The organism is Sulfoacidibacillus thermotolerans (genome assembly GCF_003144315.1).
GTDB classification, from domain to species: domain Bacteria; phylum Bacillota; class Bacilli; order Alicyclobacillales; family SLC66; genus Sulfoacidibacillus; species Sulfoacidibacillus thermotolerans.
Genome location: NZ_MPDK01000029.1, coordinates 1 through 26,192, shown reverse-complemented (window position 1 = coordinate 26,192; position 26,192 = coordinate 1). Strand labels below are relative to the sequence as shown.

Below are 26,192 nucleotides of genomic sequence, written 5' to 3'. Positions count from 1 at the left end.
ACTGCAAAAGATCGAGATTTATCGTAAACTGAGGTTGAGCCATTTGGATTCTCCTTCTGTGAGTGAGTACTTGACACACCCATTCTACCAGAGGAAACCGAATGGCTCATCTTATTTGATAGAGCCAGTGCGCAGTCTCGAGCCTACGCACTTTTACACATAATAACGGACACTACTCTGGAGCATTGTTGAAAATACATATAAGGTATCCAATTTCGTCACTAACGGAATTCTTTTGTTTCGTATCGTGCTCCAGAAATGCTTAATGGTTGATTGGATATTACCTTGACTCCATCTTGTTCGTTGACGAATCATTGGGTGAAAAGAGGCAACTGCTACTTGCCATATAGTAATGTCTGCATATTTAACTTGATAGCCATGGCACATGAGTGTTAAAGTGAGATCGAAATCGTCTGCCAATGTATCCTCTCGCCATCCCCCGACCTCTCTCAGAATTTCTGTACGTACAAACTGACCATTGCCCCCTAGACAGCATATGGGTCAAGGACTCGTCAGCCAGAAAGATGTTTTTTCCTATAATCGGATGAGGCGGATAAGCAGGAAGTTCCGACTGTCATTCGTTCTAAGCGCAACTCGCTCCTCGATCCGTTTCGCGAGAAGATCACTTAGATGAACAAGATAGATTGTACCGAGATGTATTGTTGCAGGAGGTTAAGGGGGTGAAGGATCTACACGAAATGTGCCTTTCTTTCCGAGCACTGATGGAGAGACGTGACAACACTCACTCATTAGGGACAAAGTGTTGAATTCCGCGACGTTTCATGGGCGACACCAATCCTCCTTCAACAAGCCGTAGACAACGTGATCGACATAGTGATCATAAAGCCACTCTGCCTGACGACAAGTCCCTTCCTGTCTAAACCCGAGGCGTTCCGGGATAGCTCGACTTTTGCGATTGCCAACCGCAGCCCGAATTTCAATCCGATTCAATTCGTATTCCTGGATTGCGATATTGACCATCGCTCGACATGCGCTTGTCATGATTCCTTGTCCTTGAAATCCTTCCCCAAGCCAATACCCAATCGATGTCGATTTGTTAGTCCAGTGTATGTCATGGAACCCAACCACACCGGCAAGCTCCCCTTTGTATATGATCCCGGCTTGAAAGCCACTATTGGTGGCAAATTGCTGAAGCGTGGATTGAATAAATGCTTTTGAATCTTCGACCGTCCGCGTGGCATCCACCCAAGGCAGCCATTCCCGCAGGTAAGAACGGGACATATCTGTTAAGGCAAAGATTTCTTCTGCATCTCGCAATTCTAGCAATTTAAGTTGCATCTCGTCACTGACTGAATAGTAGAACATGGTTGTATATCCTTTCGAAACCGCCGTGTTATTCCCACCCCGGAAGGGAGAGTAACTCGAGCAGATCTTTAATCGCGAGCCCGCGTTGCGCAGGATGACGCATGGGCAGTTCTGGATGTATTTCATAGCGATTTTTTCGACCATCTCGAAAGCGGCTGATATAACCTGCATTCTCGAGGTCGTCAAGAATACGCTGCACCGCTCGTTCCGTAATTCCAACGATCTCGGCAATTTCTCTGGCCGTTAAACGATTATCCCCATTTCTTACAATACAAAGCAAAACTTGCGCGTGATTCGTTAGAAATGTCCATTCTGCCATTGGAACTGCCACCACCATTTACTTATATGACGACTATAGTTTCATGATATACCAATCTGCAACTCCTCGCTTTATTTTATGGATGATTTCATACACTCCATGGATAAAAATGGACAGATACTAGTAGCGAGTCCATTTTTTATCCGTTCCACGCCGAAAGATACTTCCATCTTCATCAATCTGGAAAAGATGCAGCCATGCGTTCTCAATGAGATTCCTAACGATCAGATGATGGGCGATCACATCGTCGATAGCAGTTCGCGGGGCTTCAATAAAAACATGAAGACGCATAGGCTCGTGAATCCATCGTTTCCCGTCATGAAGTGATTGCAGAGCTAACCCACCGCGTAAGTCTCCCCCATTCCCCTCTAGAACACCAATGGAACCGCCCACGATATTATGCAGAACTTTGTTGCCACTACCAAATCTTCGATTGTCGACCATTGACCCGTAATATTGCATATTGATCCAGTGAGCCACGATCATGGGCGCCGTCATAATCAGTTGTAAGGTCGCAAAATTGGTATCGTCATGCCAATTGTAATCGTGTAAGAAAGCCCGGCCCGCCAAATTACAATTCACTGTACGACTGCGTGGAGCCACGATAAACGCTGCATTACCGGTCAATCCCCACTCTGGGCGCACTTCAGCCCAATCGCGGGTGCGTCGTTTAAAATCTGCTGTGATTGTAGTCAATGGAGCATCATGCATTCCAAACAAAGAAGCACGCTCCAATCGAGCGAATTGACTAGCTTGATCCAGCCAGCTACGCAATTGAACAAGATCATCTGCATGGGAAGATGGTAAAACTTCTGTGTTAAACAATTGAATTTCATCCGTTGTTGTGTCGTGTAACCCTGCGACAAAAAATGTGTCATCGGGTATCAGGATCCCTTTTTCCAAAAGTCCCCTACGAGTTTTTGGGTCGTTCAATAATGCAACTGCAAGACGGGCACTCGCTTCACCAGATTGACCAGCGCAGGCACCACAATCAAGCGCAGTAGCTTGTGGATTGTTAACAGATGTACTGCCGTGTCCAACAAAAAGTACAATTCGTGCGAAATCTCGGATCAACCCCATATTGCGCAAGATCGATTCTGCCTCTGTTGGGCGCAAATCTTCCGGAATACCTGTGAATTGATCTGTCATACACGTACCGGTTTCCTTTACAGCAGAGTCAAAAGAGTTCAATCGCGGGCTTAAGCGTCTGTATATTTTCTCTGGTAAACCCTTGCGATCGGGATGTGGGACTGGCCGAGTCCACCCTATACTGTCACTTATGAGCTTCAAGATTGACCATAAACCAGCCGCCTCAACAAACGAGAAACACGATGAAGCAGAAGTTTTAAATATTTTCCAAGCATCAAATACACGCATTTGCGTTTGGCGTTGCACGATCCATTTGTTTGATTCTGATGGATCTGCATGATCGAGGTGCTCACAGATACGATAGATCGGCGTGGAAAATATGGGTAAATGTCTTTTGGCTTTAACACTCCCAAGGGGAACATATTCCATAGGGATACCAAAAAATCCAGCCATTCCGAAGGTCTGAACTCGCGATGCAACCGTTTCAAATGCACGACGATAAACTTCCGAACGTACGTCGATGCAAAATACAGCTTGCACATCAGTACGCTCCTGCCTCTTCGTTACCTCTTTTGCTGTGGACAAGGACGTTGCCAATTGTCTTTGATAGTTTATCTCAAAAGCCGTTTGTAATACGGCACTAATTTGTTGCCCCACTTGAATTGAGATCGCAGGTTTCGTATATCTTGCCATGGCTTGGAGCCACTGTACATGTAGTTTCTCACGATCGCGCATTTTATGGAGCAAGGCGTCCCAGATTAAACGGATCGCGAGTAGATCGCGGATCGAGTCATCACGTTCTTTTCTCAATTCTGCTTGCCAGCGCAAGTAACGAGTCCATCCCGCCCATCCCCCAATGCTAAGTAATGCAGCATATAAGTACTCATCGACTGCAGCAACTGGGATAGCGAGTTCATGCAATGCCCATCTGATCGCATCGATTGCGGTATCTGGCAAGTCGCTTAGCACTTTATTTATATTTCGTAACCCCATCGTCCAAGTGCTTTTATCGATTTGCGCAAACTGAATCCATGCCTCATAAAGTGATTTCTCACGCCAAGGCATCGCCCACAGCGCTTGTCCTTCATCAAAATAGGCGGCACAATATTGACTGATTCGCTCAACAACGAAATTCGACCAATCCAAATGCTCGAATTCTCCCAGCACGTCCGTAAAAAGTGGGAGGGGTGTCACTGATGCAGGAGTTTCTTCTGCAAGTTTTTGCTCAAAAGTCGAAACATCCCATGAACTCCTAAGCTCCTTTAGTGCCTCTGCCAAATCTACACGCGTAATGCGCCCATTTGCAATTTGCTCTCGATAATAGGTATGGGGCATACACAGTCCCACACCAGTGATTCGTTCAAGCGTTTTGTGAGCTTGCCAAAACGTTTGATCGTGCAATCCAAAATAGGGATTCACTGCGACAAGATTTTGAATTGGCCATAAGGGTGCGATTCGTTGGCAAGCTATCTCCACTTTTTCGCTTAGCTTAGTTTCATTTGCTTCTATCGCATTCATGAGATCACCTCCTGTGAACGGCCTTCTTTCACTTTCTGTACAAATTCAAGATAGCCGATTGGCCCAAATTTCTGGACCCAACGGGTGAGTAACATATCCATATAAAGTCCATTGTATAAATGCACGTACACATACTGCCAAAATGGGTAATACCTGATGCGAGGGAGCATTTGCTGGATCAGTAATAAACCTACAAATACAGCGGTGATCAGTCCTAAGAGTAAATTCCCGAGCGTGTTTGTTAAAACTTGCACAGCAGGAAAGCTCCTCCCAAGTAGCACTTCAAAAAGTGCATCGAGCCCGAAGTAGGCCGTAGATATAGATAAACTTACAACGATCATCGTCAATAGCAATCTGCTTTTTTTGATTTTCTGCTTGTTGAGAACTTGTAAAAATAACTGGGAAATCGCCACCGTTAGGATTACCCCCATCACAATCAAAGCCCGCTGTTTGGAAAAATGCACTCCCACTAGAATTCCTATACCACTTGCGATAAAAGTGGACAGCAAGAGACTTAAAACCAAATTCCACACGGTTGCTGTGCGAGAAACATGAGGTAACACAGGTGCCCGATAATGATCGACAACACTTCCTGACGATAGAAAAGCATGTGCCTTGTAAGCTGAGTGCGAGATAATATGCAAAACCGCCAGGCTATAGAGACCAAGACCACATTCCAAAAGCATAAAACCCATCTGTGCACCAGTTGAATAGGCAAGTGAACCTTTAATCTGTGTGGATGTCATCATCATCAGAGAAGTCATTGCTAGGGCAAATAACCCGATCAAGATCAACGCACCTTGAGCCCACTCGACCCGCGCTAGTAGAGGCGCCATACGTAAGATTAAAAACGCTCCTGTGTAAATAATTCCCGCGTGTAACAAAGCAGATACAGGAGTCGGGGCTTCCATAACTTGTATAAGCCATCCGTGAAATGGGAATTGAGCACTCTTTAGCACAGCACTCAAGACAAGAAGACCACTCGCGATCTGCAAAGCGACGGGTAGAGAGCCATGCATCACAGTGAGTGCAGTGGCGATGTGAGAGAATTGAGACGTATGCAATGTACGGACAATCAACACAAAAGCTGCAAATAAACTTACATCTGCAATCCGATCGAGCAGATACTTTTTGCGAGTAGCAAGCACTGCTCCAGGACGATCGCGGTAAAATGCCAGTAATTTATTTAAAAACAAGCTCGTAGCAATCCAGGAAAGCATAAAAAACCACATGTTTCCACTTGCAATCAACGTAAAAAAAGAACCTAACGTAAGACTGAACCATCGCAGAAAATACATTCTACGGGAGTCGCCATCCAAATAAGTGTATGAATAGCGAGCCACGATGAACCCAACGAAAGCAACCAACAACAGCATCACGACAGTAAGATCATTGACCTCTGTACGAATCGCTAGTTGTCCGAGACCAAACGGCAAATCAAATGAAAAATAAGGTGTGGATTGGACCATCCCTTCTGCATAGGTTCCTGTGGCTCCTATTGCACAGATCAAAGAGAACCATACGCTCCCCATGATCATTCTCCTCATTCCTCGAATTGGGTGTTCAGGTCCGCTTCTCCTTCCTATCAAAAGTCCAAGAAAGAACAAGGGCAAAGGCAAAATCAGCATGAGCGTGGAGGTTATCATATTTAAAGCAAAATGCATCACAATAGCCACCTTTCAAGGACCTTCGTAACAATTGGCAGTTAAATAACGAATGAAATACTCAATAAACAAACGACATTTTTATCATGAATTTATCTTCGTTTTTATTATACAAAATGAAACAAGAAGATACAACAATCGATTCGATCTGATTGGAACTAAGAAAACAAAAAATCATCTCCACCCTAAAATTAAGTGGAAATGATTTATGACTGTTTTTTATGATCTTATCTTCTAGAAGATGGCATTAAGATGGCTTTTCAATACATAATTTCTTCATTTTTTTGATGAGGGTAGAGTGATCGATCTTGAGATGATGTGCAGCTTGGCGAATTGAACCGTGCTTTTCCAATGCTTTTTGTATAACAATCCGCTCATATCGTTCAACTTCTGATTTTAATCCATCCGAAAGATTCGATTTTGCTACCACGTCGGTTTCACTTTGATTTCGAATGGGCAGCGGAAGATGTTCTGGCGTTATACAATGTGAAGAAGTAGCAACAACTATATTTTCTACAACATTCCTTAATTCTCGAATATTACCTGGCCACGCATAGCGTTCTAAGTAATCGTAACATTCTTCTGTCAATTGCTTATCTAAGCGAAATCGCTTACAGTAATAGGTCAAGTAATGATCTATTAAGGGCCGAATATCTTTTTTGCGATCTTTTAATGAAGGAATCGCGATTTCTATTACAGCGATTCGGTAGAATAAATCTTCCCTAAACTGACCTTGTTTGACCATTTTGTGGAGATCTTTATTGGACGCTGCAATGATTCGCACATCGATTGGAATCGATTTCGTTCCCCCTACCCTGCGAACCTTTTTTTCTTGTAAGACACGGAGAAGGCTTACTTGTACTGGCATTGACATTTCGGAAATTTCATCCAGCAAAAGTGTCCCTTTATTTGCCAGCTCAATCAATCCCACTTTCCCCTCTTTTCTTGCATTGGTAAATGCCCCATTCTCATACCCAAATAGCTCTGTTTCTAATAGGGACTCCGGAATTGCCCCACAATTTATTTTAATAAAAGCTTGCTCCTTGCGATCACTTTGATTGTGAATAAAATTGGCTAAAACTTCTTTTCCTACCCCTGATGCGCCTGTAAGAATCACACTTGTTGGAAATGGAGCGATTGTCATTGCCTGCTCATAGATTCTCTGCATTTCGTTACTTTCAAAGATCATTTCTAGATCATCATTCGTCGAATATTGATATTTCTTTAATTCTCTTGCCATACGATTCAGTTCCGTAACATCGCGCACACTCGTCACTACCATCAAAATTTCACCATGTGAATCCCGAACAGGATTTCCTGTAACAACGACTTCTTTGTCTTTCCCAATGCGCTGCACAATAGATATTTCACGTTTCTGTTCTAACACTAGTAAAGAAACAGACTGGTCAAAATAGCCTCTATTCATTAAATCTCGCATGTGTTGTCCGATCAATTCTGTCCGGTTGTACCCAGTCATCTTTTCATAAGCTGAATTCACATAAAGTGTGATGCCTCTACCATCCACGACATAGATCCCATCTGTCGAAAATTCTGCAATTTGCGCCATTTCACTTGGTACCCCACACGTGCAAACATTTGATAAATGTAGATCCCTGATCCCCATAGATTTTCAATCTCCTGAGTTCGAAATGTAGACAAATCGTTTAATGAGGGACACTCTCGTGGTGGTGAGAAAACACCCTAATGGTGAATTTTATCACCTTCTGCAATTTCGAATGTTCTAAAAACAAAGAGGCGAATCATTCTTCCAGGCAGTGAACTTTTTCACCGGTCGATGCTTCCCACCTCCAATAACTCGCATAACAATCGTAAATCAAAATCATTTTTTGTGGCATGTTTTTTGCTCTAAGTTAGCAAACCATCACATATTCGATGTGGTTTTGCACCCTAAATCATAGGCTCGCATTTTATTGTATCGCGAGCAACGAGAAAATCCAATACACAAGGAGGATTTTACATGTCAAACATAATCAACGCCCATCCAAAACTTTATGTGGTTGACAACGGAAGGATGCGCATGGATAAAAATTGGATGATCGCCATGCATAACCCTGCATCCATTGATCATCCTAACGCACAAACAGAAATGATAGAGTTCCCTATTTACTCTGTTTTAATCGATCATCCAGAAGGGAAAATTCTTTTCGATACCTCTTGTAATCCAAAATCTATGGGAACTGAGGGTCGTTGGACACAAGAAACGCAAAAAATGTTTCCCTGGATTGCTCCTGAGGAATGCTACTTACCCAATCGCTTAGAGCAATTGCGTGTACGCCCAGAGGAAATTCGCTATGTAATCGCTTCCCACCTGCATTTAGATCACGCAGGTTGTTTAGAGATGTTCACAAATGCCACGATTATCGTGCACGAAGATGAATTAAACGGAACATTGCGTACCTATGCAAGAAATCGCAGCGAGGGTGCATATGTCTGGGCTGATATTGATGCATGGCTTAAAAACAATCTACAATTTCAAGCCATTAAACGAGATGAAGATCATTTGAAATTGGCTGAAGGCATCCGTATTTTAAACTTTGGTAGTGGGCATGCTTACGGACTTCTGGGACTACACGTTGATCTACCAGGAACCGGGTCAATTATTCTTGCATCAGATGCCATTTACTCTTCCGAAAATTATGGCCCACCTATTAAGTTACCAGGAATTATTTATGACTCTCTCGGCTATGTAAAAACAGTAGAACGGATTCATCGTCTTGCAAAAGAGACGAATTCACAAGTGTGGTTTGGCCATGATGCAGCGCAATTCAAATCCTTCATCAAATCAGATGAGGGTTACTATGAATAATCATTGCTTTGTACAAAGCGATTGAATTCGTTTTTTCAATGGGGGGAATCACGATGAAAACACGAGCTGCAGTTCTCTATGAGATGGGGCTTCCTCGTCCTTATTCTGAAAGTAAGCCCTTAAAAATTGAAGAAGTTGACCTGGATCCTCCAGGTCGCGGAGAAGTTCTCATACAAATTAAGGCAGTTGGATTGTGCCATTCTGATTTATCCGTGATCAACGGCAGTCGCCCGCGCGTTATGCCAATGGCACTTGGACATGAAGCTGCAGGCATTGTCACGAGTCTAGGTCCAGGAGTCGCTGATCTACAAGTAGGCGATCACGTTGTATGCGCCTTCGTACCTAGTTGTGGTCATTGTGCACCCTGTAAAGAAGGCAGACCCGCTTTATGTGAACCTGGTGCACGTGCGAATAACGAAGGTACTTTGCTCAGCGGTGATCATCGTCTTCATCAGCACGGCCAAGAAATTCACCATCATTTGGGGGTCTCTGGATTTGCTGACTATGCTGTAGTCGATCAACACTCTCTTGTCAAAGTAGATCCCTCCCTCCCTTTTGATGAAGTCGCAGTATTTGGTTGTGCGGTCATGACGGGAGTTGGGGCCGTAGTAAATACTGCACAAATTGCACCTGGCACTACGGTCGCTATTATTGGTCTTGGGGGGGTCGGACTGAGTGCCTTACTTGGAGCAAAAGTTGCTGGAGCGGCTCGCATTCTTGCAGTAGATGTGAATCCTGACAAACTCGCGATTGCAAAAAATCTAGGAGCCACAGAAACATTTGATTCAAAAGAAGTTGACGTCATCGATCGAATTCGATTAGCAACAAATGGCGGAGTAGATTATGCATTTGAAACGGCAGGTGTAGTTGCTGCATTAGATGTAGCTTATCGCATTACTCGACGAGGCGGAACTACGGTGACCTCTGGATTGCCCCATCCCAATCAGCAGTTCGCGTTATCTCCGGTATCTCTAACCGCAGAAGAACGAACGCTTAAAGGTTCTTATATTGGAAGTTGCGTCCCTTCGCGTGACATCCCAAGATATATTTCACTGTACAAACTGGGTAAGTTACCAGTTAACCACTTACTAACAGATCGAATTTCACTAGAACAGATTAACGAAGGATTTGATCGACTCGACCGCGGAGAAGCAGCACGCATTGTGGTTATGTTGTAAATTTGAAAGGTGAGGATAAAATGACGATTGATACATCCCTGCTTTTTATTGGAGGAGAATGGCGTACTGCTTATTCTGGGGAATATTTTGACGTGCTTAACCCAGCCACTGAAGAAGTCATTGCTAGGGTACCAGATGCTGGGCCAGAAGACATGAAGCTAGCCATTGATGCCGCAATGGCTGTCCAAGATCGTTTTGCAAATACTACCGCTACACAGCGATCTAAGATTCTGCTTGCAGCAGCCAATCTCATGTATGAACGAGCAGATGATCTCGCTGAAATCATGACCCGTGAAGAAGGAAAGCCTTTTTTAGAAGCAAAAGGAGAAGTGGCTTATGCAGCTTCTTTTTTAGAATGGTTTGCCGAAGAAGCGAAACGGGTTTATGGTGAAACAATTCCTGCAAATACCCCTGATAAACGTATTCTTGTCATCAAACGTCCAGCTGGATTGTCTCTTGCAATTACACCTTGGAATTTTCCGGCAGCTATGATTACTCGTAAGTTAGGACCCGCACTTGCTGCAGGTTGCCCCATGATTGTAAAGCCTTCAGAATTAACACCTCTGACTGCACTTGCAATTGCGAAAATCTTTTCTGAAGTTGGTTTACCAAAAGGAGCATTATCTGTCGTAGTTGGAAAAGATCCTGTTTCATTGGTGAAAGTTGCGATGGATGATTTTCATGTACGTAAAGTTTCTTTTACTGGATCGACCGCGGTTGGAAAATTACTGATGAAGCAAGCAGCTGACACGATGAAACGAGTGTCTTTTGAACTCGGAGGGCAAGCTCCTTTCATTGTATTTCAAGATGCTGACCTTAATGCCGCGGTAGAAAATGCGGTTATTGCGAAAATGCGCAGCATGGGTGAAAGTTGCGTAGCTGCAAATCGAATCTATGTTCAACGCCCCATTCTAGAATCTTTTACTGATCGATTGGTGGCAAAATTGAGTGCATTGCGCATCGGAAATGGGATGGAAGATGGCGTTCAAGTTGGACCTCTCATTGAACCTGCAGCTGTAGAAAAGGTGGAGCGCCATGTAGCAGATGCAGCCGAAAAAGGCGCCAAGATCATCTTGGGGGGCTCTCGCGGGATTGAGGTAGGTTATTTCTACCAACCCACTGTACTTACTAACGTAACGGATTCCATGCTCATTACACAGGAAGAAACTTTTGGGCCAGTAGCTGCGATCATCCCTTTTGATACAGAAGAAGAAGTTGTAGAACGCGCAAACCACACTCACCATGGCTTAGCAGCCTACTATTTTACGCGTGATATAGGTCGCGTATTTCGATTGTCTGAAAAATTACAATTTGGTATTCTTGGTGCGAACGATGGACTCCCTTCTACCGCTCAGGCTCCATTTGGCGGAATCAAAGAATCAGGTTTGGGAAGAGAAGGTGGCCATCATGGAATCGATGAATATTTAGATGTAAAGTACATTTCTCTTGGCGGCATTCTCTCAGAAAATACATGATATTTTGTACATGAAAGAATTACTGTTTAATCCCTGCGTATCTAAAGGTGCGCAGGGATTGATAACTACTCTATTTCAAAGATGATGAGTATGCTCTCCCCTACTCCCTATCTAACGTGATTTTCAGTATGCATCCACTCGAGAAATTCAAGCCGATTTCCGAATGGGTCCATCACATAAAAGCGCTCAGCTCCAGGTAAAAGTGCATCTTCTTGAACTGTGTATCCATTAGCAACTATATGCTCGCGTAAATCTTCTAAATTCTGTACATAGAAAGCTGGGTGTGCCTTCTTAGCAGGCGTAAAATGAGGATCCACTCCGATGTGCACTTGGTGCGCTCCACACCGAAACCATACCCCTCCATTTTTTTGCAGTGCCTCTGGTTTTGGTATCTCCTGCCACATTAAAATATTTGAAAAAAAATGACGTGCCTCTGATTCACATCCTTTAGGTGCAGCCAATTGAATATGATCAATCCCGTGAAAAGAAAATGGCACAAAAATCCCTCCTTCATATGACTTATTTCATTTTACAAAACTTTGTTATACTCATAAGATACCCTATGATAGTATCCCATTTTTTATAAATGTAAATAAGTAGTATGAGGAGTTAAGAACTTTTAGATCTGCTCAACGCTGAGCAGTCTCTCTATATCGATGATTTGTACGTTTTCCTCCGTCACAATTCGCAGTTGTCCAGTAAATGACAGGATGCCTTCTAGTACGATATCCCCCTGTAGTTCGTACAATGTCACACGAACTCGAGAGCCATTTGCAATCGCCTCTGAAAGCGCATAATGGATTTGTGCCGCTTCATCTTCTGACAAAACAGGTAGTTGTCTTACATTGCGCTGTCGCTTCCAATCCAACATCAATCTCCGATGTTCTGGAAGTACGAGTCGCATGGACTCAAAAATGTTCCCATCATTGATGTTCATGCATAATGACCTCCAATCTTTTCGCTCCTGTCTCGCAACTGTCCTGCTTTTGTCAGACTCACAGCACGAATGAGACTCGTTTCGCCAAAGCGTTCATGAATCTGATCGACAGTTTCATACAATCCCTTGCGTTTCGGTATGTCAACAAAAAAAGAGAGTTGCAAGGCCTCCGTAAATTGCAACTGATCAACTCCAACTGAAACGGCGCGCACACCCGTAACCCCATCCCAATGTTGATCGAGCAGTCTCAATAGCTCAGGATATAATTCCTCAGGTGTATTCGTATGCTGCGGCAATGTCCGCATCCTCCAAAAACCTCCACTTAATTTCTCGTAGGTGATCCCAAGCCCCACCCTTCGACCTGATTGATGTGCTCGTCTAAGGCGATAGCAAACCTCATCGAGCAATTCAAGAATGACAACAGCCACCTCATGACGAGTATAAAAATCGCGTGGCAGTGTTGTGCGATGAGAAAATCCTTTATGAGGTGCACCGTAGCTGTTTGGGTTAATGTGCGAATGATCCTCGCCATGCGACCATCTGCTGATCACTTCTCCCCAGACGCCAAACCTCGCGCGCAAATGACCAATAGGGATCTTTGCCACATCTCCAATTGTCTGTGCATTGAATTCGGTTTTCAGGATTTCCGCACGTTTTTTAAGTCCCCACATCTCTTCTACCGGCAAAGCATGCAACAAAGTAGGGATCTCTTCTTCATGCCACCATACGATGCCACCCGGTGTTTTTTTCGCCTGTGCATTGCTCATCTTCGCCATCCATTTATTAGGGGCTAATCCAATTCTACTTCGAATGCGGAACTGATCCCAGATTCTCTGTTGCAGTTTACGAGCTACAGCAATTGGATCAGAAAATAAGTGAGAAGGATAAGGAAACGCAAAAAATCCCTCATCTACAGAAAATTGCTCTTGAAGTGGGAATAATTGTCTCATCACTTCTTGGATACGAACACTCACTTGCAGATAAAACTCCATGTGTGGCCTTACAACGAGAAGCCGTGGATAAAGTCGCAAGGCTTCTCCAAGACGCATTGCATTGCTTACTCCGAACTTTTTAGCAGTGGGCGTGGCAGCTAAAATAATCCCCGATCTTCGAGCCGGATCGCCTGCCACAACCAAAGCAGGATCACTCGAATCGTCAAATTCTTTGCGCTGTGCAGCAAATTCTTCGCGAGATGCAACCTCGCACGAAGCATAGAAAGATTGCATATCGCATAGACCATAAATGAGTTTTGTCACGTGATCATCCCTGTTCGTTTTGCGCGATTACGACTTTCTGCGTCTAACATTCTTCGCATGAATATAGCCTCTTCGAATTCATTTCCAAACTTGTACTGAACCCACACGTCTTGTGGGTTGTCTTTTCGATCTAGAATTTTGATTCCTTCCGCTCGCATCTCCTCCTTGATGCGTACCACCTCACGTGTCATGAATTCTTGCAAAGCCTCTGTGATCAACAGACGACGAATCAGAGCGGTTGGCCGATTCAACACACACACCCCCACCACTGAACATATGTTCTTATTTGCTATTATATGCAAACTCAACAAAAATACAAACAAATGTTCGCTGAACTGCAACATGTATTTTATCCCATATACGAATTGTGGCTAACGATAGTTTGTCGCCAACCCCCGTTCGGGACTTTCACCCTATAGAAACCGCCCATGCCGGGCGTACTACAACGTAAAAACAGCCCCCTTTTCGGGAACTGTTTTATCAACACAGAGCATGATTTAGTGAGATGCAATGTCCTCAAGCGTGCGCAGATTAGTTTTTGGCCCGAGAATTCCAATGACGAGTGCAACAATCAACATTGCCGACGAAATGAAAATAAATACGCCGGTTACACCAAAAGATTTGAGCAAATCAGCGATCAAAAAACCTGTAAATACAGAACTCAAACGGCTCCAGCTATAAGTAAATCCGACGCCAGTCGCGCGTATTCGCGTGGGATAAAGCTCTGCCTGATAAGAGTGAAACAATGTGCTAAACCAATTGTTTAGCAGTGTCAAGATAATTCCCATCACGATAATCCAAAACGGAATGCGCATATACGAGAAGAGAATGCCTGACGCTGCAATGGCAATAGAGACAATGGCAATAGAGACAATGACAATGAGCCATTTCCGTTGAAAGCGATCTGAAGTAAGCATTCCAATAATTGGACCGAGCGGATTGAAAATGGCGATAATAAAGGTATACAACAGCGAATGAAGGAGTGTAATTCCTTCACTAATCAAAAGAGTTGGAACCCAGGCTGCAAATCCATAAAAACCTACCGTCTGGAATAAGTTAAAGATAATGAGCATGATCGTGCGAGAACGATAGGGCGGGACCCAAATTTCTGAGAAACTCCCCCTTTCCTCAATCGCTTCGTCATTGTGCTGAAGGGGCGGAAGGGTACCGATCTCTTTGATTACTTCTTGTTCAAGTTGATTCATAGCTGTATGCGCTTTCTCGAATTGCCCTCTTTTTTCTAGCCAGCGCGGGGATTCTGGCAATCCTAAACGAATCCACCATACGAAGACAGAGCCTAGAGCGCCGATGAGAACCACATAACGCCAACCTTCCATTAAAAAGTGGGTGGGAACGAGCAAGTAAGCGAAAAAAGCCACGACCGGGACAGCCCAGTAGGTAATAAACTGACTAAACGCGATATAATATCCTCGTTTTGATGCAGGCGTCATTTCACTGATGTAAGTGTCGATAATCACGAGTTGTGCGCCCACACCGACGCCCGCACAGAATCGAAACAAGTCGATCCATTGTGCAGAAGAAGCAAACGCCATACAAATAGTGAAAAAAGAATAAATCAGCAATGAAAATACATACCCATTACGCCTTCCGACCAGATCACTCATTCTCCCAAAAAGTGAAGTTCCAAAAAACATACCAAGAAATCCTGCTCCAATAAAGTAAGCCAACCCACTTACGGGAATAATTTTTTCAGCAACGAGTGCTGCACCAACTGAACCAGATAAAAAGAGTTCATAGAACTCGAAAAATCCTCCAGTAGAAATTCGGGCAACTAGCCGATGAAAATACTTTGTGACAGGTAAACGATTCATTCGATCTGCAATGGTTACTTCTTGTAGTTGCATAGACATCTGTTTCACCTCACTTATTGAGTGTATCGATTGAATACCAGCCGCCCGTTTGCGACGACGAGCATAACTTCCCATACTCCGCTACCTACAATGGCCTGCCCCATAGCATCTCGAAATACCTCTAACCGTTCGTTGAATTGAAGGACAACAAGGTGATTCAGCGATAATTGCGTGTTAAAATATTGAAATGGATGAGCAAAGCTCCCACGGTAAATTTCTCTCCACGACATCCCTGCTGCCAACAATTTAGAAACCACATAGGCAAAATTGTAAACAGGGGGTTTATTCTGTGTGTTTTGTGTCAGATCTGTACTCACAGTGTGCGGAACGATCCCATTTGCCAGTGCAAGTTGAAACACTTCAAAAGAAAAGTGGTTTGCGCCGTGCGCAACATCCAACCATACGCCTCGTTCCATCGCGTCGAATATTTTTGAAACGACTTTCCCCTGCTGAACGATCGAACCTTGATGTCCTTGAAAAGCATGTGTCAGAATATCCTGACTTTGCAGGGGCTCCACCACCTCCTCAATTGAAAGAAATGTTTTTGTTGGATGAACCATGAGAGGTACCCTTAAATAACGCGCCCACTTGACTCCTAGCATAAGCAAGTGGCGATCCTCCTGTTGATCGTGTTGGCCTAAACGAATTTTTAAACCGATGAGTTGATCGCGATCATGTTGAAACAAAGAGGTTAACTTTCTCCCCCAATCACAATCCTCTAAGCAAAAAGAAGGAACATGTGGATGTTGAGCTAACCCATCTGGAATGAGCGAAATCCAATCACGTACAGCAAAATCTCGCGTTTGTCGATTGTTTTTCCAAGTGGCATAGCCGAAGGTACCTGCGTCCGCCGCTGCAATCACTCCTGATCGAAGAAGCGATCCTGGTGTACAACCAATGCTCTGTGTAGAAATATCTACGTGCGCGTGAATATCAATAAACCCTGGGAAAAAGACATCGTCCTCCTGCAAATAAATCTCGACATCTTCATTTCCCGAAAGAGAAATGGTGTATACTACATTCTCACTCAATCCGATCTCATCTAATGTATTCCCTCCATATAAAGCCAGGTAAGCCATCCCGAGCAACTCCTTAATCTATTAATTTCTCTTGATGGTCAGGTTTTGAATGCAATTGGGAACATGTCCCTGCACGCAGAAGAAAACTCTCACCATTTTGTAGAAATTGTTTTTGCACTCGTCGAGCAATAGAGAGGAGTGACTCGATATGAATGCCTGTGTGAATCCCCATTTCTTCAAATGCATAAACCAAGTCCTCCGTAGCGACATTCCCTGTTGCTCCAGGTGCATAAGGGCATCCTCCTAATCCAGCGACAGACGCGTCAAAATGTGTGACTCCCTGTTGCAAAGCAGCAAATGCGTTGGCTAAAGCCAGTCCGCGCGTATTGTGTAAATGTAGGCTAAAACGAAGATGCGGAAACTCCTGGTTAAAAATTTCTAAATCTTCATATATCTGCTTCGGGTTTGCCATTCCCGTAGTATCAGCTAGAGAAATTTCATTAACTCCACGCTCCTGGTAGCGCGTAATAATCCGAATGAGTTGATCGATAGGAACAACACCTTCATAAGGGCATCCAAACGCCACTGAAATGGAACCGCTTACAGTAATATTGTTTTGAGCCGCCAAGTCGAAAACAGGATCCAATTTTTCTAACGCTTCTTCCACTTTGCAATTCGCATTCGCTAAACTATGAGAATCAGTTGCAGATAGCATCAATTTGAGTTTGTGGATTCCCGCATCAATTGCCCGCTTAGCGCCGACGACATTGGGAACGAGTGCACGCAGAGTGATCCCCGGTAGATCTTGCACTTGCGTGGCCACCTCAAAAGCGTCTCGCAACTGAGGGATCGCTTTTGGATGAACAAACGAAGTCACTTCAATTTGCGAAACTCCAGTCATTGCTAAAGCGCGAATCATTTCAACTTTATCCTCAGTCGGAATCCATTTTGGCTCTGCTTGAAAACCATCTCTCGGTGCAACTTCACAAATTGTTACTTGATGAGGAAGATTCATATTCAAATCACCCCCTCCTGCTGTAATTCTTTAAGATCCTCACTGGAAAGTCCTAGTTGTTCACAAAAAATTTCTTGATTATGTTCTCCTAATTCAGGAGCACGTCGACGAATTGTGCCCGGTGTTTTTGAGAAACGCGGCACCACATTCGGAATCTTGATGCTCCCCAAGCGCGGGTGCTCGATCTCAACGATGTTTTCTCTTGCCTGATAATGAGGATCGTTGAAGATGTCCTCAATACTATAAATAGGACTGATGGGAACCGCATATACATCTAACTTTTTTAACACTTCTTGCTGCGTGTGTTCATGGATCCACATGCGCACAATGTGGTCTAATTCCGCATCATGTTTTAACCTTTCAGCATTCGTGTGAAACCTAGAGTCAAGAAGTAAATCTGTACGATCCATTGCACGAGCTAACCGTTCAAACGTCGCGTCAGTTGAAGCCACTAACACCATCCACTTGCCATCTTTTGTTTCATAAGTTCCCCCTGGACTTGAGTGTCCTGATAAGTTCGGACTACGCTCTCGCACTTTTCCCAATTGGTCATACTCAGCGATTAAAAATTCCATCATGCGAAATAGTGATTCATAAAGTCCCATTTCGATGATTTGACCTTCTGTCTGATCGTGTACATCACGATAATACAGCGCGCTGGCTGAAGCGAAGGCAATATAAACTCCAGTCATATAGTCGAGCAATGAAAATGAAGGACTCACAGGAGGACGATCACGATACCTTTGCAAATAGGTGTATCCACTAAAGGCCGTTCCAGGCGTTCCAAATCCAGCTTTCTCGTGATATGGGCCCGTTTGACCAAACCCTGAAACGCGTGCGAGCAGAAGGCGGGGATTTACTTCTTTTAATACGTCATACCCCAATCCCCAGCGTTCTAAAGTTCCAGGTCGAAAATTTTCAATGACAAGATCTACCGTTTGAACGAGTTTCATAAAAAGAAGTTTTCCTTTGGGGGACTGTAAATTCAGGGTGATCGATTTTTTATTTCGGGAAAGACCTGGCCAACGCAGAGGCTCATCTCCTTTCCAGGGGCCGACATGGCGCAGGGTATCCCCTTGACCAGGCAGTTCTACTTTAATCACCTCTGCGCCAAGATCCGCTAATAACGTAGCGGCATAAGGTGCTGCAATCATCGTCGAAATATCCAAGATGCGGATGCCTGTAAGAGGTCCGTATACAACGTTCTCCATTTTCTTCCCCTCTTTCATCCACAATCCCGAAAGGGCTACTGGTTAGTCCGATTTTCGATTATCATATACTCATATATACTATCAGTCAATACAAATTTTTATGACTACTACGAAAAGTACTTAACAACTGATCTGGATTCCAAGGAAACCAAGGATGATTCTGTGATAACATAAGAATCAAGCGTTTTTGCAAAGTCAGTTTTTGCATACTAACGGACATTCAACAAATGGAGGCTTGCATATGGATTCAAATCTAAGGCCTAAAGTTCTTCCCCTCGTTGCGCTCATTACATTGACTCTAATCTGGGGATATAACTGGGTGATCATGAAAGAAGCCTTAAACGACTCTCCTCCATTGCTATTTGCAGCTTTGCGCGTTTTGATCGGTGTACTCGTACTTTTTTTAATCTTACTCTTATTTAAACGCCCCTTGACGATGCCCTCGTGGAAGTATGTTCTCCCATTAGGCCTGATGCAAACGACCGGATTTGTGGGGTTTTCACTCTGGGCACTAGAGTATGGAAAAGCAGGACAAACAGCCATTCTCGTATATATGATGCCGATTTGGTTGCTGATCTTCGCTTGGCCTATACTTGGAGAACGTGTACGGGGGCTGCAATGGCCTGCACTCACATTCGCTTTATTCGGCTTGCTCTGCATTCTCCATCCTTGGCATGAACAAAGGCAATCTCTGGGGACCCTACTCGCAGGGTTAGCAGGTGTGTTTTGGGCCTCATCGGCTCTTTGGCAAAAAAAGTATGCACCTCAAAATGTAAATCTATTTAGTGTAACTACTTGGCAAATGATGTTTGGCGGAATCGCATTAGCATTGCTAGCTCTATTCGTTGAACCAATACATATTCACTGGACTCCACTTTTTCTTGGAGCATTACTTTATAATGCGATTCCAGGGAGCGCTCTAGCGTTATTCCTTTGGGCTTACGCAGTCGATAAACTCCCCTCAGGAATCGCTGGAATGACAACCTTGCTCAGCCCTCTTATCGGTGTACTCGCCGCATGGGTACAGTTGGGGGAACGACCAGGTACTTGGGAGGCTTGGGGGATGGTTTTGATCTTTTTCGCCCTCGCTTTGATTAGTTGGCAGCATTTTTCAGCTTCAGGAAAAGGATAGGAATTCACTCGAAGCAATAAAGACTAAGAGAGAGGCAAGACATACTGATAGATCAAAAGGAAGTGACATACACTCCCCGCCAAAACAAATAAATGCCATATTGTATGATGATAAGTTAGTTTCCTCCATACATAAAAAATAGTCCCGACTGTATAAAAAAATCCGCCCGCAAACAAATAAAAAACGCCCATAAAGGGTAATGCATGTAAAATGGGTTGAATGACGAATACAGCCATCCACCCTAATGCAATATATCCTATGGTAGATAGGAGGAGGAATTCTTTTACATAAAACCCTTTGAACACAACTCCACCTAAGGCAATTGTCCATATGAGACTAAGTAAAATCCCAGCTTCCCGCCCCTTTACAAGAATAAGTAAAAGTGGTGTATAACTCCCCGCAATAAATAAGTAAATCGCTGAATGGTCCAAAATCTCAAACACATTTTTCGCGCGCCCGGGTGGTAAACTGTGCAAAAGTGTGGAGCAACTATAGAGTAAAAGCATCGTAGATGCAAACACCAGTGCACTGATCAGGTGTAAAAGATTCCCCTGTCGCACAGTAGAAAAAACAAGCAAAACAAACGCGACAAGACTAAAGACAATACCTAGTCCATGACTCACAGAATTCCCAATTTCCTGTTTTTGTGTGAATGTATGTGTTTTCGCAAGAATTCCCCCTATCTTGTGTCCCTATGTCACGCTTTATGTAGTATACCTCTAGAAATCTCGATTGAATAGGCAAAAATCCCATGTATACTCTTCTAAAAACGTAGTAATTACTATTTACAATACGTAATCGCTACGATATAATCCTCGTAGTCTGAATGAAAAATGTGCAATTGGAGGTGCGCTATGCGTTCTGAAAACAAGTTGTATTCTATGACGCTCCGTCTAAGTCTTATTGGAGGATTTGCTCTTATGAGTCTCGCTGGATGTACTGCGGATTCATCAAATTCCACGTCCCCACCTTATGGAAGTAAAGATCAACAGATACAAAATACAGTGATCTATGCAGTAGGTGCAGAGAATACTTATGCAAATGTAATCCAACAAATTGGTGGAAAATATGTTTCTACTACAGCGATCATCAGTGATCCGAACACTGACCCTCATACGTATGAAGCAAGTCCACAAACGGCCAATCAAATTGCGCGCGCGAATTTAATTGTACAAAATGGACTCGGATACGACGATTTTATCAACCAATTAGAAGCGGCTTCACCAAATACAAAACGAGAAATCATCGATGTTCAAACACTTCTTGATGATCCAAATACAACGCCTAATCCCCATCTATGGTATCAACCGAGTACGATGCCGCGTGTCGCCGAGGCTATTGCAACGGATTTAGCTGTACTCGCTCCTGTGCATAAAACGTATTTCATGCATAATCTTCATATTTTTGAACAATCATTACAAACTTGGGATCACGCAATCGCACAAGTGAAACAAAAATTTTCTCATTCACCTGTCGCAGTAACGGAACCGGTCTGTGATGATTTGTTAACCGCAGCAAACTTAACAAATAAAACACCTTGGAGTTTTCAAGCAGCCATCATGAACGGAACGGATCCTTCTCCTCAAGATGTAAACACGGTAGAACAGTTACTTATAAAACATCAAGTAAAAGTATTTCTCTATAATCAACAAGTTGTCGATGCCCTAACCCTCTCCTTACTTCAACTAGCAAACGCAAACCATATTCCAGTAGTAGGGATCTATGAGACATTACCGTATCAGCATACCTATCAATCGTGGATGACAGATGAAGTTCTCGCTTTACAAAATGCATTGCAAGATCACATTTCAACGGAGAGACTATCATGAAAAATTTTACAGAAACCACAAGCGACGATAAACAACTATTAACACTAGAAAATATTCAAGTGATCTATGGACAGCGGACAATTCTCAAGAACATCAACCTATCGATCAGATCTGGTGAATTTGTTGGACTCATTGGACCCAATGGAGCCGGAAAGACAACCTTGTTACGAGTAATACTTGGACTGATCAAACCGACTCAGGGAACTGCATCTATAAACGGGATAAGAATACAAGGGGCTCATCGTCGCTTAGTTGGCTATGTACCGCAAAAAATACAACTCGATCCTGACATTCCTCTACGAGCGCGCGATCTCGTAGCACTTGGTCTCGATGGTCATCGATTTGGATTCCCCTTGCCTAATCGAGAAAAACGACACAAAGTCGATGAAGTTTTGCATGCGGTTGATGCGCTCCGTTATGCCGAATTACCTGTCGGAAGACTCTCAGGAGGGGAACAACAACGCTTACTTATCGCGCAGGCGCTACTTTCCAATCCCCGGTTACTATTATTAGATGAGCCACTGTCTAATCTAGATTTACGCAGTGCACATGAGGTTATACAACTCGTTGCTGACGTTGCGCGCACCCGTAAAATTGCTGTCTTACTCGTTGCGCATGACATGAATCCCCTCCTTCACGTCATGGATAAAATTATTTATCTTGTAAATGGACAGGCAGCAATTGGAACACTGGATGAAGTCGTACAAAAAGAGGTCCTCAGTAAGATTTACGGCTATGAAGTTGAAGTACTGCGCATTCATAACCGAATTCTCGTTGTTAGTGAAAAAGAAGATGAATGCGGCATGGAGGCACAATGTGATCACAAAATTTCTTAACTTTCTACTTGCGCCAGGGCTTTTTCAAAGTCCACAAGTTGCTCACGCGCTTATACTTGGCAGTGTGGTTGCTATAACCTCAGCTATAGTAGGGGTCTTTGCTGTGATTCGCGGACAAGCTTTTGCAGGCCATGCACTAGCAGACTTTGGTGCAACAGGAGCCTCCGGAGCATTCCTTCTCGGCATCAATACACTATGGGGTTTTATTGGTATGGGATTATTAGGTGGGCTTGGCATGGATATGCTCGGTCGAACTCCGCGAGAACGCGATGTGACTACAGGAATCACACTTTCCTTTATGCTAGGATTAGGATCCCTATTTTTATACTATGTAACAACAAAGACAACTGCGACAGGAGCGCCGATGACAATCTTTTTTGGATCAATTTTTCTTGTAAATCCAAGCATAGTATCTATTGTTATCATACTTGAACTCGTTACTTTACTCTTGCTTGTGATTTTGTATCGTCCTCTGCTGCTAAGTTCCATAAATCCCGATCTCGCATACACACGAGGAGTTCCTCTACGAACTGTTAGTTTGCTGTTTATGAGTGCCTTAGTACTCACTGTGGAGCAGTCGGCTCTTGTCACAGGGGCACTCTTAAGTACAGTGCTTTTGATTGGTCCGGCAGCGATCGCGATTCGATTGACAAAGCGCTTAGGTACTACTCTTCTGTTGTCCGTGTTCGTTGGATTAGTGACTATGTGGCTTAGTATTGTGCTTGCTTACGATAGTGCTCAATTGCCTCCTGTGGGACGAGGATGGCCTGTGAGTTTTTTTGTTGTCAGTATCATTTTACTCTTTTATTCTGTCATTTATTCTTTTACAACAAAGGGGTCAAAGTAATATGAGAAATTTATGGTCGATGATGTTTAGCCCAGGTCTATTTACTGAGAGTTACATGATGAATGCGTGGATCGGATCTTCTATAGTTGCCATACTTGCTGGGTTTGTCGGATTCTTTGTAGTCTTACGTGGGTCCGCATTTATCGCACATGCACTTCCCAAAGGAAGCTTTGCTGGTGCAGCAGGTGCTGCTCTTTTCGGCCAAAATACCCTGCTTTACCTTCTTATATTTGCCGTAGGAGAAGCACTCATGATCGGATTTCTTGGGAAAAAAGGTCGTCATGATGCAGGAACTGCATTGACGCTTGCGTTTCTGCTTGGCTTAGGGGCACTATTTCTAGATGTAAGCAATGTTTATGCAAATGGAATTTATTCGTTGCTATTTGGAAATATTCTAGGAATCAGTACCCAAGATATCGCGATTACAGGAGCTATCGGACTTTTTTCTATTATATCCCTTATTGTGTTGTTTCGCCCACTGTTATTTGCTTCGATTCTTCCAGAGGGAGCTCGTGCACATGGAGTCCCTATCGGTAAAGTAGAAATATCTTTTTTAGTACTCGCAGGACTCGCAACTGCGATTATCATGCCGATCACGGGTACACTTTTAACCTTTAGTTTAATGATAGCCCCTGCAGCAGCTGCATCTTACACGACTCACAGACCCACTCACGCGATTTTGTTATCAATCGCTTTTTCTCTCCTCACAGCATGGATCTCCCTATGTATCGCATATGACACAGGGTGGCCCGTTGGTTTCTTTGTTGCCGTAATTGCTACCCTCATCTATGCCATTTCACGTTTTTTTGCAAAGTCTGTGAAGAGAAAACGACGACTTTTAAATCAATCAGGTAGAAGGTAAACAGGAGAAGTTGCAACTTCCCCTGTTTACCTTCACAACTATAGAGACTTCATGTCTTTACGCCAGATCTAAGGCGGATCATACCACGAAAACTCACAAATTTCTTACTCTCTTCATCCCATACACGATAGCGTAATGAGCGCAAACTGGACAACAAGCTAATCGTTGGAACCTTTTGCAAGATAGGATTGTTTTCGTAAAGCCTTTGTAGATGATAGTTCGGAACACGAGGACCAAGATGGTGAATGTGATGGAATCCAATATTCCCCGTCATCCATTGCAAAATTTTCGGTAACTTATAGAATGAACTGCCATGCAGGGCAGCATGCACATAGTTCCAATTTTCTTCTTTCTCAAAGTAACTGTCTTCAAACTGGTGTTGTATATAAAACAACCAAATTCCAGCCATACCTGACAAATAAAGAATCGGTCCTTCAATCAGAAGGAATTTCTGCCATCCCAATCCCCAACTCATCAATATAATTATTGCGAGCAGCGCAATATTCGTCGCATGGGTATTGAAACGCTCTTTCTTTCCTGCCCCTTTTCGATTAAATCTGTATTGAATTAGCAAAATAAATAGCGGACCAAGCCCAAACATAATAAGTGGATTGCGGTACAGCCGATAGGCCATTCGCCGATAAAGAGGCAACGCCATGTATTCATCTACTGTAAGCGTCCAAATATCTCCTCTGCCTCTGCGATTCAAATTGCTGTTTGTCGCATGATGTACAGAGTGTTCAAACTTCCATTGGTGATACGGGAAAAAAGCGAGAAAACCCACAAAGATTCCGATCATCTCGTTTGCCCTTCGACTCTTAAAGAACGAATGGTGACAACAGTCATGAAAAATGATGAATAATCGAACAAGAAACCCAGCAGCTGGAATCGTAAGAGCGAGTGCAAGCCATATAGACACAGACAAACTCAAGTAAGCGAGGATCCATAGCGCAAAAAAGGGAAGAATCGTGTTTGTTAATTGCCACAAACTTTTTCTAATATCTGAATGTTGGTAAGGAGCAAGGTCTGTTTTCAAATTGCTTTGGTTTTTTTGGATATTCCTCTTCCTTTCTTTAAACACAGAAGAATCTATTTCTAGGTCGGACGATCAGAAATGAGTAGATTGCGAGCAAAGAGGAAGGCTGCATTGCGGTGCAGGCCATCTGTGTGTCATCCAAGTGGAGATAGAGGAAAAGTGGATGTACTAAGTCAATATCCTTCATACACATTATACGGCCGCAGGTTCAAAAATACAATCCGCATTTTCACATTCCCTCTCATGCAAAGATTGTACAATTTGCGCTTAACGAATAGATCGAATGGATAATCGAGAGGTGAAGTGGATTCCCTTTCCACGGAGCCTGCGGAAATCCAAATTCAGGGTGAAACGAAAAAAGAATTAACGTTCCATGCCCATAACGCATTTCAATGACTGCAGGTTGATTTTTCATAAAGCGCAAAAAACGCTCTTGAGTTAATGGATTGTTCCAGTGAAGTGAATCAGTAGCACAGTCATTTTCCACCGGTTCCCACTGATGAACTGCAGCACCTGAGGATAAAAATTCGTCATAAACAGCAAGCACACGAAGATTTGCTTCAGAATCCAAACGGAAAATCGGCCCCTCCCAATAAATTACATCCAATGGAGTGTCCGGGCCACATTGTAGTCCCATAAAATAACTGGAATGTTCTTGCGTCAAAGCAATGCGTACAAATCCAGTTCCTGTCCGCCAATAATTAAGTCCTGAAAGATCCGTAGCCGGAACAATATTTAACCACATATGTGCTTCTGGAGTATTTGGTCTTGCGGTTAGTGGCAGGTATGCACCTGCACACGAACCCAAATAACCACCACCCCGTTCAATAAATGAACGAATCTTCTCAAGACCTCGATCTCCTAATCCTGCATACTGAACCTCCCCATGGCTAAAGCCAGGGGGTTCTAAAAGCCTATACCTTTGCACTCTCGCAGGCTCTCGCG

25 protein-coding genes are annotated in these 26,192 nt (G+C 43.6%); 8 read left to right on the top strand and 17 right to left on the bottom strand.

The window, feature by feature from the left end:
* Nucleotides 1-153: 153 nt before the first annotated feature.
* The 6 genes from BM613_RS15860 to BM613_RS12510 all read right to left on the bottom strand — a co-directional run bounded on the left by BM613_RS15860 (nt 154) and on the right by BM613_RS12510 (nt 7,540).
* Complete coding sequence (locus BM613_RS15860) at nt 154-498, bottom strand: glycosyltransferase family 2 protein (protein ID WP_109431521.1); 345 nt, start codon at nt 496-498, stop codon at nt 154-156.
* Nucleotides 499-780: 282 nt separating this feature from the next.
* A complete protein-coding gene (locus tag BM613_RS12530) occupies nt 781-1,326 on the bottom strand; it encodes a GNAT family N-acetyltransferase (RefSeq protein ID WP_109431520.1) in 546 nt (181 codons plus the stop codon).
* 28 nt (nt 1,327-1,354) lie between these two features.
* The gene (locus BM613_RS12525; RefSeq protein WP_109431519.1) at nt 1,355-1,645 is read right to left on the bottom strand and encodes a helix-turn-helix transcriptional regulator; all 291 of its coding nucleotides are present in this window, start codon (nt 1,643-1,645) and stop codon (nt 1,355-1,357) included.
* Nucleotides 1,646-1,765: 120 nt separating this feature from the next.
* Entirely contained in the window at nt 1,766-4,252 is a 2,487-nt protein-coding gene (locus BM613_RS12520; RefSeq protein ID WP_109431518.1) for a YbcC family protein, read from the bottom strand.
* Nucleotides 4,249-5,784: a proton-conducting transporter transmembrane domain-containing protein gene (locus BM613_RS12515; protein WP_181363141.1), complete on the bottom strand. Its 1,536-nt coding sequence runs from the start codon at nt 5,782-5,784 to the stop codon at nt 4,249-4,251. The genes BM613_RS12520 and BM613_RS12515 overlap by 4 nt, the downstream gene beginning before the upstream one ends.
* 379 nt (nt 5,785-6,163) lie before the next feature.
* Nucleotides 6,164-7,540 (bottom strand): sigma-54 interaction domain-containing protein, encoded by a 1,377-nt coding sequence (locus tag BM613_RS12510; RefSeq protein ID WP_109431516.1) that lies wholly within the window; start codon nt 7,538-7,540, stop codon nt 6,164-6,166.
* A gap of 354 nt (nt 7,541-7,894) precedes the next feature.
* On the opposite strand from BM613_RS12510, the gene ahlS reads away from it, so the two are divergent.
* From ahlS to BM613_RS12495, 3 genes are read left to right on the top strand one after another with little or no spacing between them, the layout of a single operon-like run.
* Nucleotides 7,895-8,743, top strand: a complete 849-nt coding sequence (ahlS, locus tag BM613_RS12505) for an AhlS family quorum-quenching N-acyl homoserine lactonase (RefSeq protein WP_109431515.1) — start codon at nt 7,895-7,897, stop codon at nt 8,741-8,743.
* A 53-nt stretch (nt 8,744-8,796) separates the two neighbouring features.
* On the top strand, nt 8,797-9,921 hold the full coding sequence (locus BM613_RS12500; RefSeq protein WP_109431514.1) for a zinc-dependent alcohol dehydrogenase family protein: 1,125 nt from the start codon (nt 8,797-8,799) through the stop codon (nt 9,919-9,921).
* Nucleotides 9,922-9,941: 20 nt separating this feature from the next.
* On the top strand, nt 9,942-11,396 hold the full coding sequence (locus BM613_RS12495) for an NAD-dependent succinate-semialdehyde dehydrogenase (protein WP_109431513.1): 1,455 nt from the start codon (nt 9,942-9,944) through the stop codon (nt 11,394-11,396).
* 107 nt (nt 11,397-11,503) lie between these two features.
* Here the strand turns inward: BM613_RS12495 and BM613_RS12490 are convergent, their stop codons facing one another.
* From BM613_RS12490 to BM613_RS12455, 8 genes are all read right to left on the bottom strand, one after another.
* On the bottom strand, nt 11,504-11,893 hold the full coding sequence (locus tag BM613_RS12490) for a VOC family protein (protein WP_109431512.1): 390 nt from the start codon (nt 11,891-11,893) through the stop codon (nt 11,504-11,506).
* A 122-nt stretch (nt 11,894-12,015) separates the two neighbouring features.
* Nucleotides 12,016-12,333, bottom strand: coding sequence for a YolD-like family protein (locus BM613_RS12485; protein WP_109431511.1), 318 nt, complete (start codon nt 12,331-12,333; stop codon nt 12,016-12,018).
* Entirely contained in the window at nt 12,330-13,589 is a 1,260-nt protein-coding gene (locus tag BM613_RS12480; protein ID WP_109431510.1) for a DNA polymerase IV, read from the bottom strand. Before BM613_RS12480 ends, BM613_RS12485 begins: the two co-directional genes overlap by 4 nt.
* Entirely contained in the window at nt 13,586-13,840 is a 255-nt protein-coding gene (locus BM613_RS12475; protein ID WP_109431509.1) for a YhjD family protein, read from the bottom strand. The genes BM613_RS12480 and BM613_RS12475 overlap by 4 nt, the downstream gene beginning before the upstream one ends.
* Before the next feature lie 246 nt (nt 13,841-14,086).
* Nucleotides 14,087-15,460: an MFS transporter gene (locus BM613_RS12470; RefSeq protein ID WP_109431508.1), complete on the bottom strand. Its 1,374-nt coding sequence runs from the start codon at nt 15,458-15,460 to the stop codon at nt 14,087-14,089.
* A 14-nt stretch (nt 15,461-15,474) separates the two neighbouring features.
* Entirely contained in the window at nt 15,475-16,539 is a 1,065-nt protein-coding gene (locus BM613_RS12465; protein ID WP_109431507.1) for an amidohydrolase family protein, read from the bottom strand.
* A 13-nt stretch (nt 16,540-16,552) separates the two neighbouring features.
* A complete protein-coding gene (locus BM613_RS12460; RefSeq protein WP_109431506.1) occupies nt 16,553-17,494 on the bottom strand; it encodes a hydroxymethylglutaryl-CoA lyase in 942 nt (313 codons plus the stop codon).
* Nucleotides 17,495-17,496: 2 nt separating this feature from the next.
* Nucleotides 17,497-18,705, bottom strand: a complete 1,209-nt coding sequence (locus BM613_RS12455; RefSeq protein ID WP_109431505.1) for a CaiB/BaiF CoA transferase family protein — start codon at nt 18,703-18,705, stop codon at nt 17,497-17,499.
* A 241-nt stretch (nt 18,706-18,946) separates the two neighbouring features.
* Here BM613_RS12455 and BM613_RS12450 point away from each other — a divergent pair, with 241 nt between their 5' ends.
* Nucleotides 18,947-19,837 carry a DMT family transporter gene (locus BM613_RS12450; RefSeq protein ID WP_109431504.1) on the top strand — a complete coding sequence of 297 codons (891 nt, stop codon included), beginning with the start codon at nt 18,947-18,949 and terminating at the stop codon, nt 19,835-19,837.
* Between the two features lie 23 nt (nt 19,838-19,860).
* Here BM613_RS12450 and trhA read toward each other — a convergent pair whose 3' ends face one another.
* Nucleotides 19,861-20,511: a PAQR family membrane homeostasis protein TrhA gene (gene trhA, locus BM613_RS12445; protein ID WP_109431503.1), complete on the bottom strand. Its 651-nt coding sequence runs from the start codon at nt 20,509-20,511 to the stop codon at nt 19,861-19,863.
* 180 nt (nt 20,512-20,691) lie between these two features.
* On the opposite strand from trhA, the gene BM613_RS12440 reads away from it, so the two are divergent.
* From BM613_RS12440 to BM613_RS12425, 4 genes are read left to right on the top strand one after another with little or no spacing between them, the layout of a single operon-like run.
* Entirely contained in the window at nt 20,692-21,666 is a 975-nt protein-coding gene (locus BM613_RS12440; protein WP_219930689.1) for a metal ABC transporter solute-binding protein, Zn/Mn family, read from the top strand.
* A complete protein-coding gene (locus tag BM613_RS12435) occupies nt 21,663-22,502 on the top strand; it encodes a metal ABC transporter ATP-binding protein (protein ID WP_109431502.1) in 840 nt (279 codons plus the stop codon). The genes BM613_RS12440 and BM613_RS12435 overlap by 4 nt, the downstream gene beginning before the upstream one ends.
* Entirely contained in the window at nt 22,483-23,349 is an 867-nt protein-coding gene (locus tag BM613_RS12430; RefSeq protein WP_181363140.1) for a metal ABC transporter permease, read from the top strand. The genes BM613_RS12435 and BM613_RS12430 overlap by 20 nt, the downstream gene beginning before the upstream one ends.
* A gap of 1 nt (nt 23,350) precedes the next feature.
* Nucleotides 23,351-24,211: a metal ABC transporter permease gene (locus BM613_RS12425; RefSeq protein ID WP_109431500.1), complete on the top strand. Its 861-nt coding sequence runs from the start codon at nt 23,351-23,353 to the stop codon at nt 24,209-24,211.
* 49 nt (nt 24,212-24,260) lie between these two features.
* On the opposite strand, the gene desA is transcribed toward BM613_RS12425, so the two are convergent.
* Together desA and BM613_RS12415 are read right to left on the bottom strand one after the other, a co-directional pair.
* Complete coding sequence (desA, locus tag BM613_RS12420; protein ID WP_109431522.1) at nt 24,261-25,268, bottom strand: Delta(5) desaturase DesA; 1,008 nt, start codon at nt 25,266-25,268, stop codon at nt 24,261-24,263.
* Nucleotides 25,269-25,488: 220 nt separating this feature from the next.
* The coding region (locus BM613_RS12415) for a BPL-N domain-containing protein (protein ID WP_219930688.1) at nt 25,489-26,192 on the bottom strand (704 nt) is incomplete at its 5' end.

Bases quoted from the DNA above. Each gene is read 5' to 3' on its own strand.
- BM613_RS12435 (WP_109431502.1), top strand. From the start codon at position 21,663: ATGAAAAATTTTACAGAAACCACAAGCGACGATAAACAACTATTAACA.
- BM613_RS12500 (WP_109431514.1), top strand. From the start codon at position 8,797: ATGAAAACACGAGCTGCAGTTCTCTATGAGATGGGGCTTCCTCGTCCT.
- ahlS (WP_109431515.1), top strand. From the start codon at position 7,895: ATGTCAAACATAATCAACGCCCATCCAAAACTTTATGTGGTTGACAAC.
- BM613_RS12525 (WP_109431519.1), bottom strand. From the start codon at position 1,645: ATGGCAGAATGGACATTTCTAACGAATCACGCGCAAGTTTTGCTTTGT.
- BM613_RS12460 (WP_109431506.1), bottom strand. From the start codon at position 17,494: ATGAATCTTCCTCATCAAGTAACAATTTGTGAAGTTGCACCGAGAGAT.
- BM613_RS12515 (WP_181363141.1), bottom strand. From the start codon at position 5,784: ATGGGGAGCGTATGGTTCTCTTTGATCTGTGCAATAGGAGCCACAGGA.
- BM613_RS12470 (WP_109431508.1), bottom strand. From the start codon at position 15,460: ATGTCTATGCAACTACAAGAAGTAACCATTGCAGATCGAATGAATCGT.
- BM613_RS12465 (WP_109431507.1), bottom strand. From the start codon at position 16,539: ATGGCTTACCTGGCTTTATATGGAGGGAATACATTAGATGAGATCGGA.
- BM613_RS12530 (WP_109431520.1), bottom strand. From the start codon at position 1,326: ATGTTCTACTATTCAGTCAGTGACGAGATGCAACTTAAATTGCTAGAA.
- BM613_RS12425 (WP_109431500.1), top strand. From the start codon at position 23,351: ATGAGAAATTTATGGTCGATGATGTTTAGCCCAGGTCTATTTACTGAG.
- BM613_RS12520 (WP_109431518.1), bottom strand. From the start codon at position 4,252: ATGAATGCGATAGAAGCAAATGAAACTAAGCTAAGCGAAAAAGTGGAG.
- BM613_RS12485 (WP_109431511.1), bottom strand. From the start codon at position 12,333: ATGAACATCAATGATGGGAACATTTTTGAGTCCATGCGACTCGTACTT.
- BM613_RS12495 (WP_109431513.1), top strand. From the start codon at position 9,942: ATGACGATTGATACATCCCTGCTTTTTATTGGAGGAGAATGGCGTACT.
- BM613_RS12455 (WP_109431505.1), bottom strand. From the start codon at position 18,705: ATGGAGAACGTTGTATACGGACCTCTTACAGGCATCCGCATCTTGGAT.
- BM613_RS12510 (WP_109431516.1), bottom strand. From the start codon at position 7,540: ATGGGGATCAGGGATCTACATTTATCAAATGTTTGCACGTGTGGGGTA.
- BM613_RS12450 (WP_109431504.1), top strand. From the start codon at position 18,947: ATGGATTCAAATCTAAGGCCTAAAGTTCTTCCCCTCGTTGCGCTCATT.
- BM613_RS12440 (WP_219930689.1), top strand. From the start codon at position 20,692: ATGCGTTCTGAAAACAAGTTGTATTCTATGACGCTCCGTCTAAGTCTT.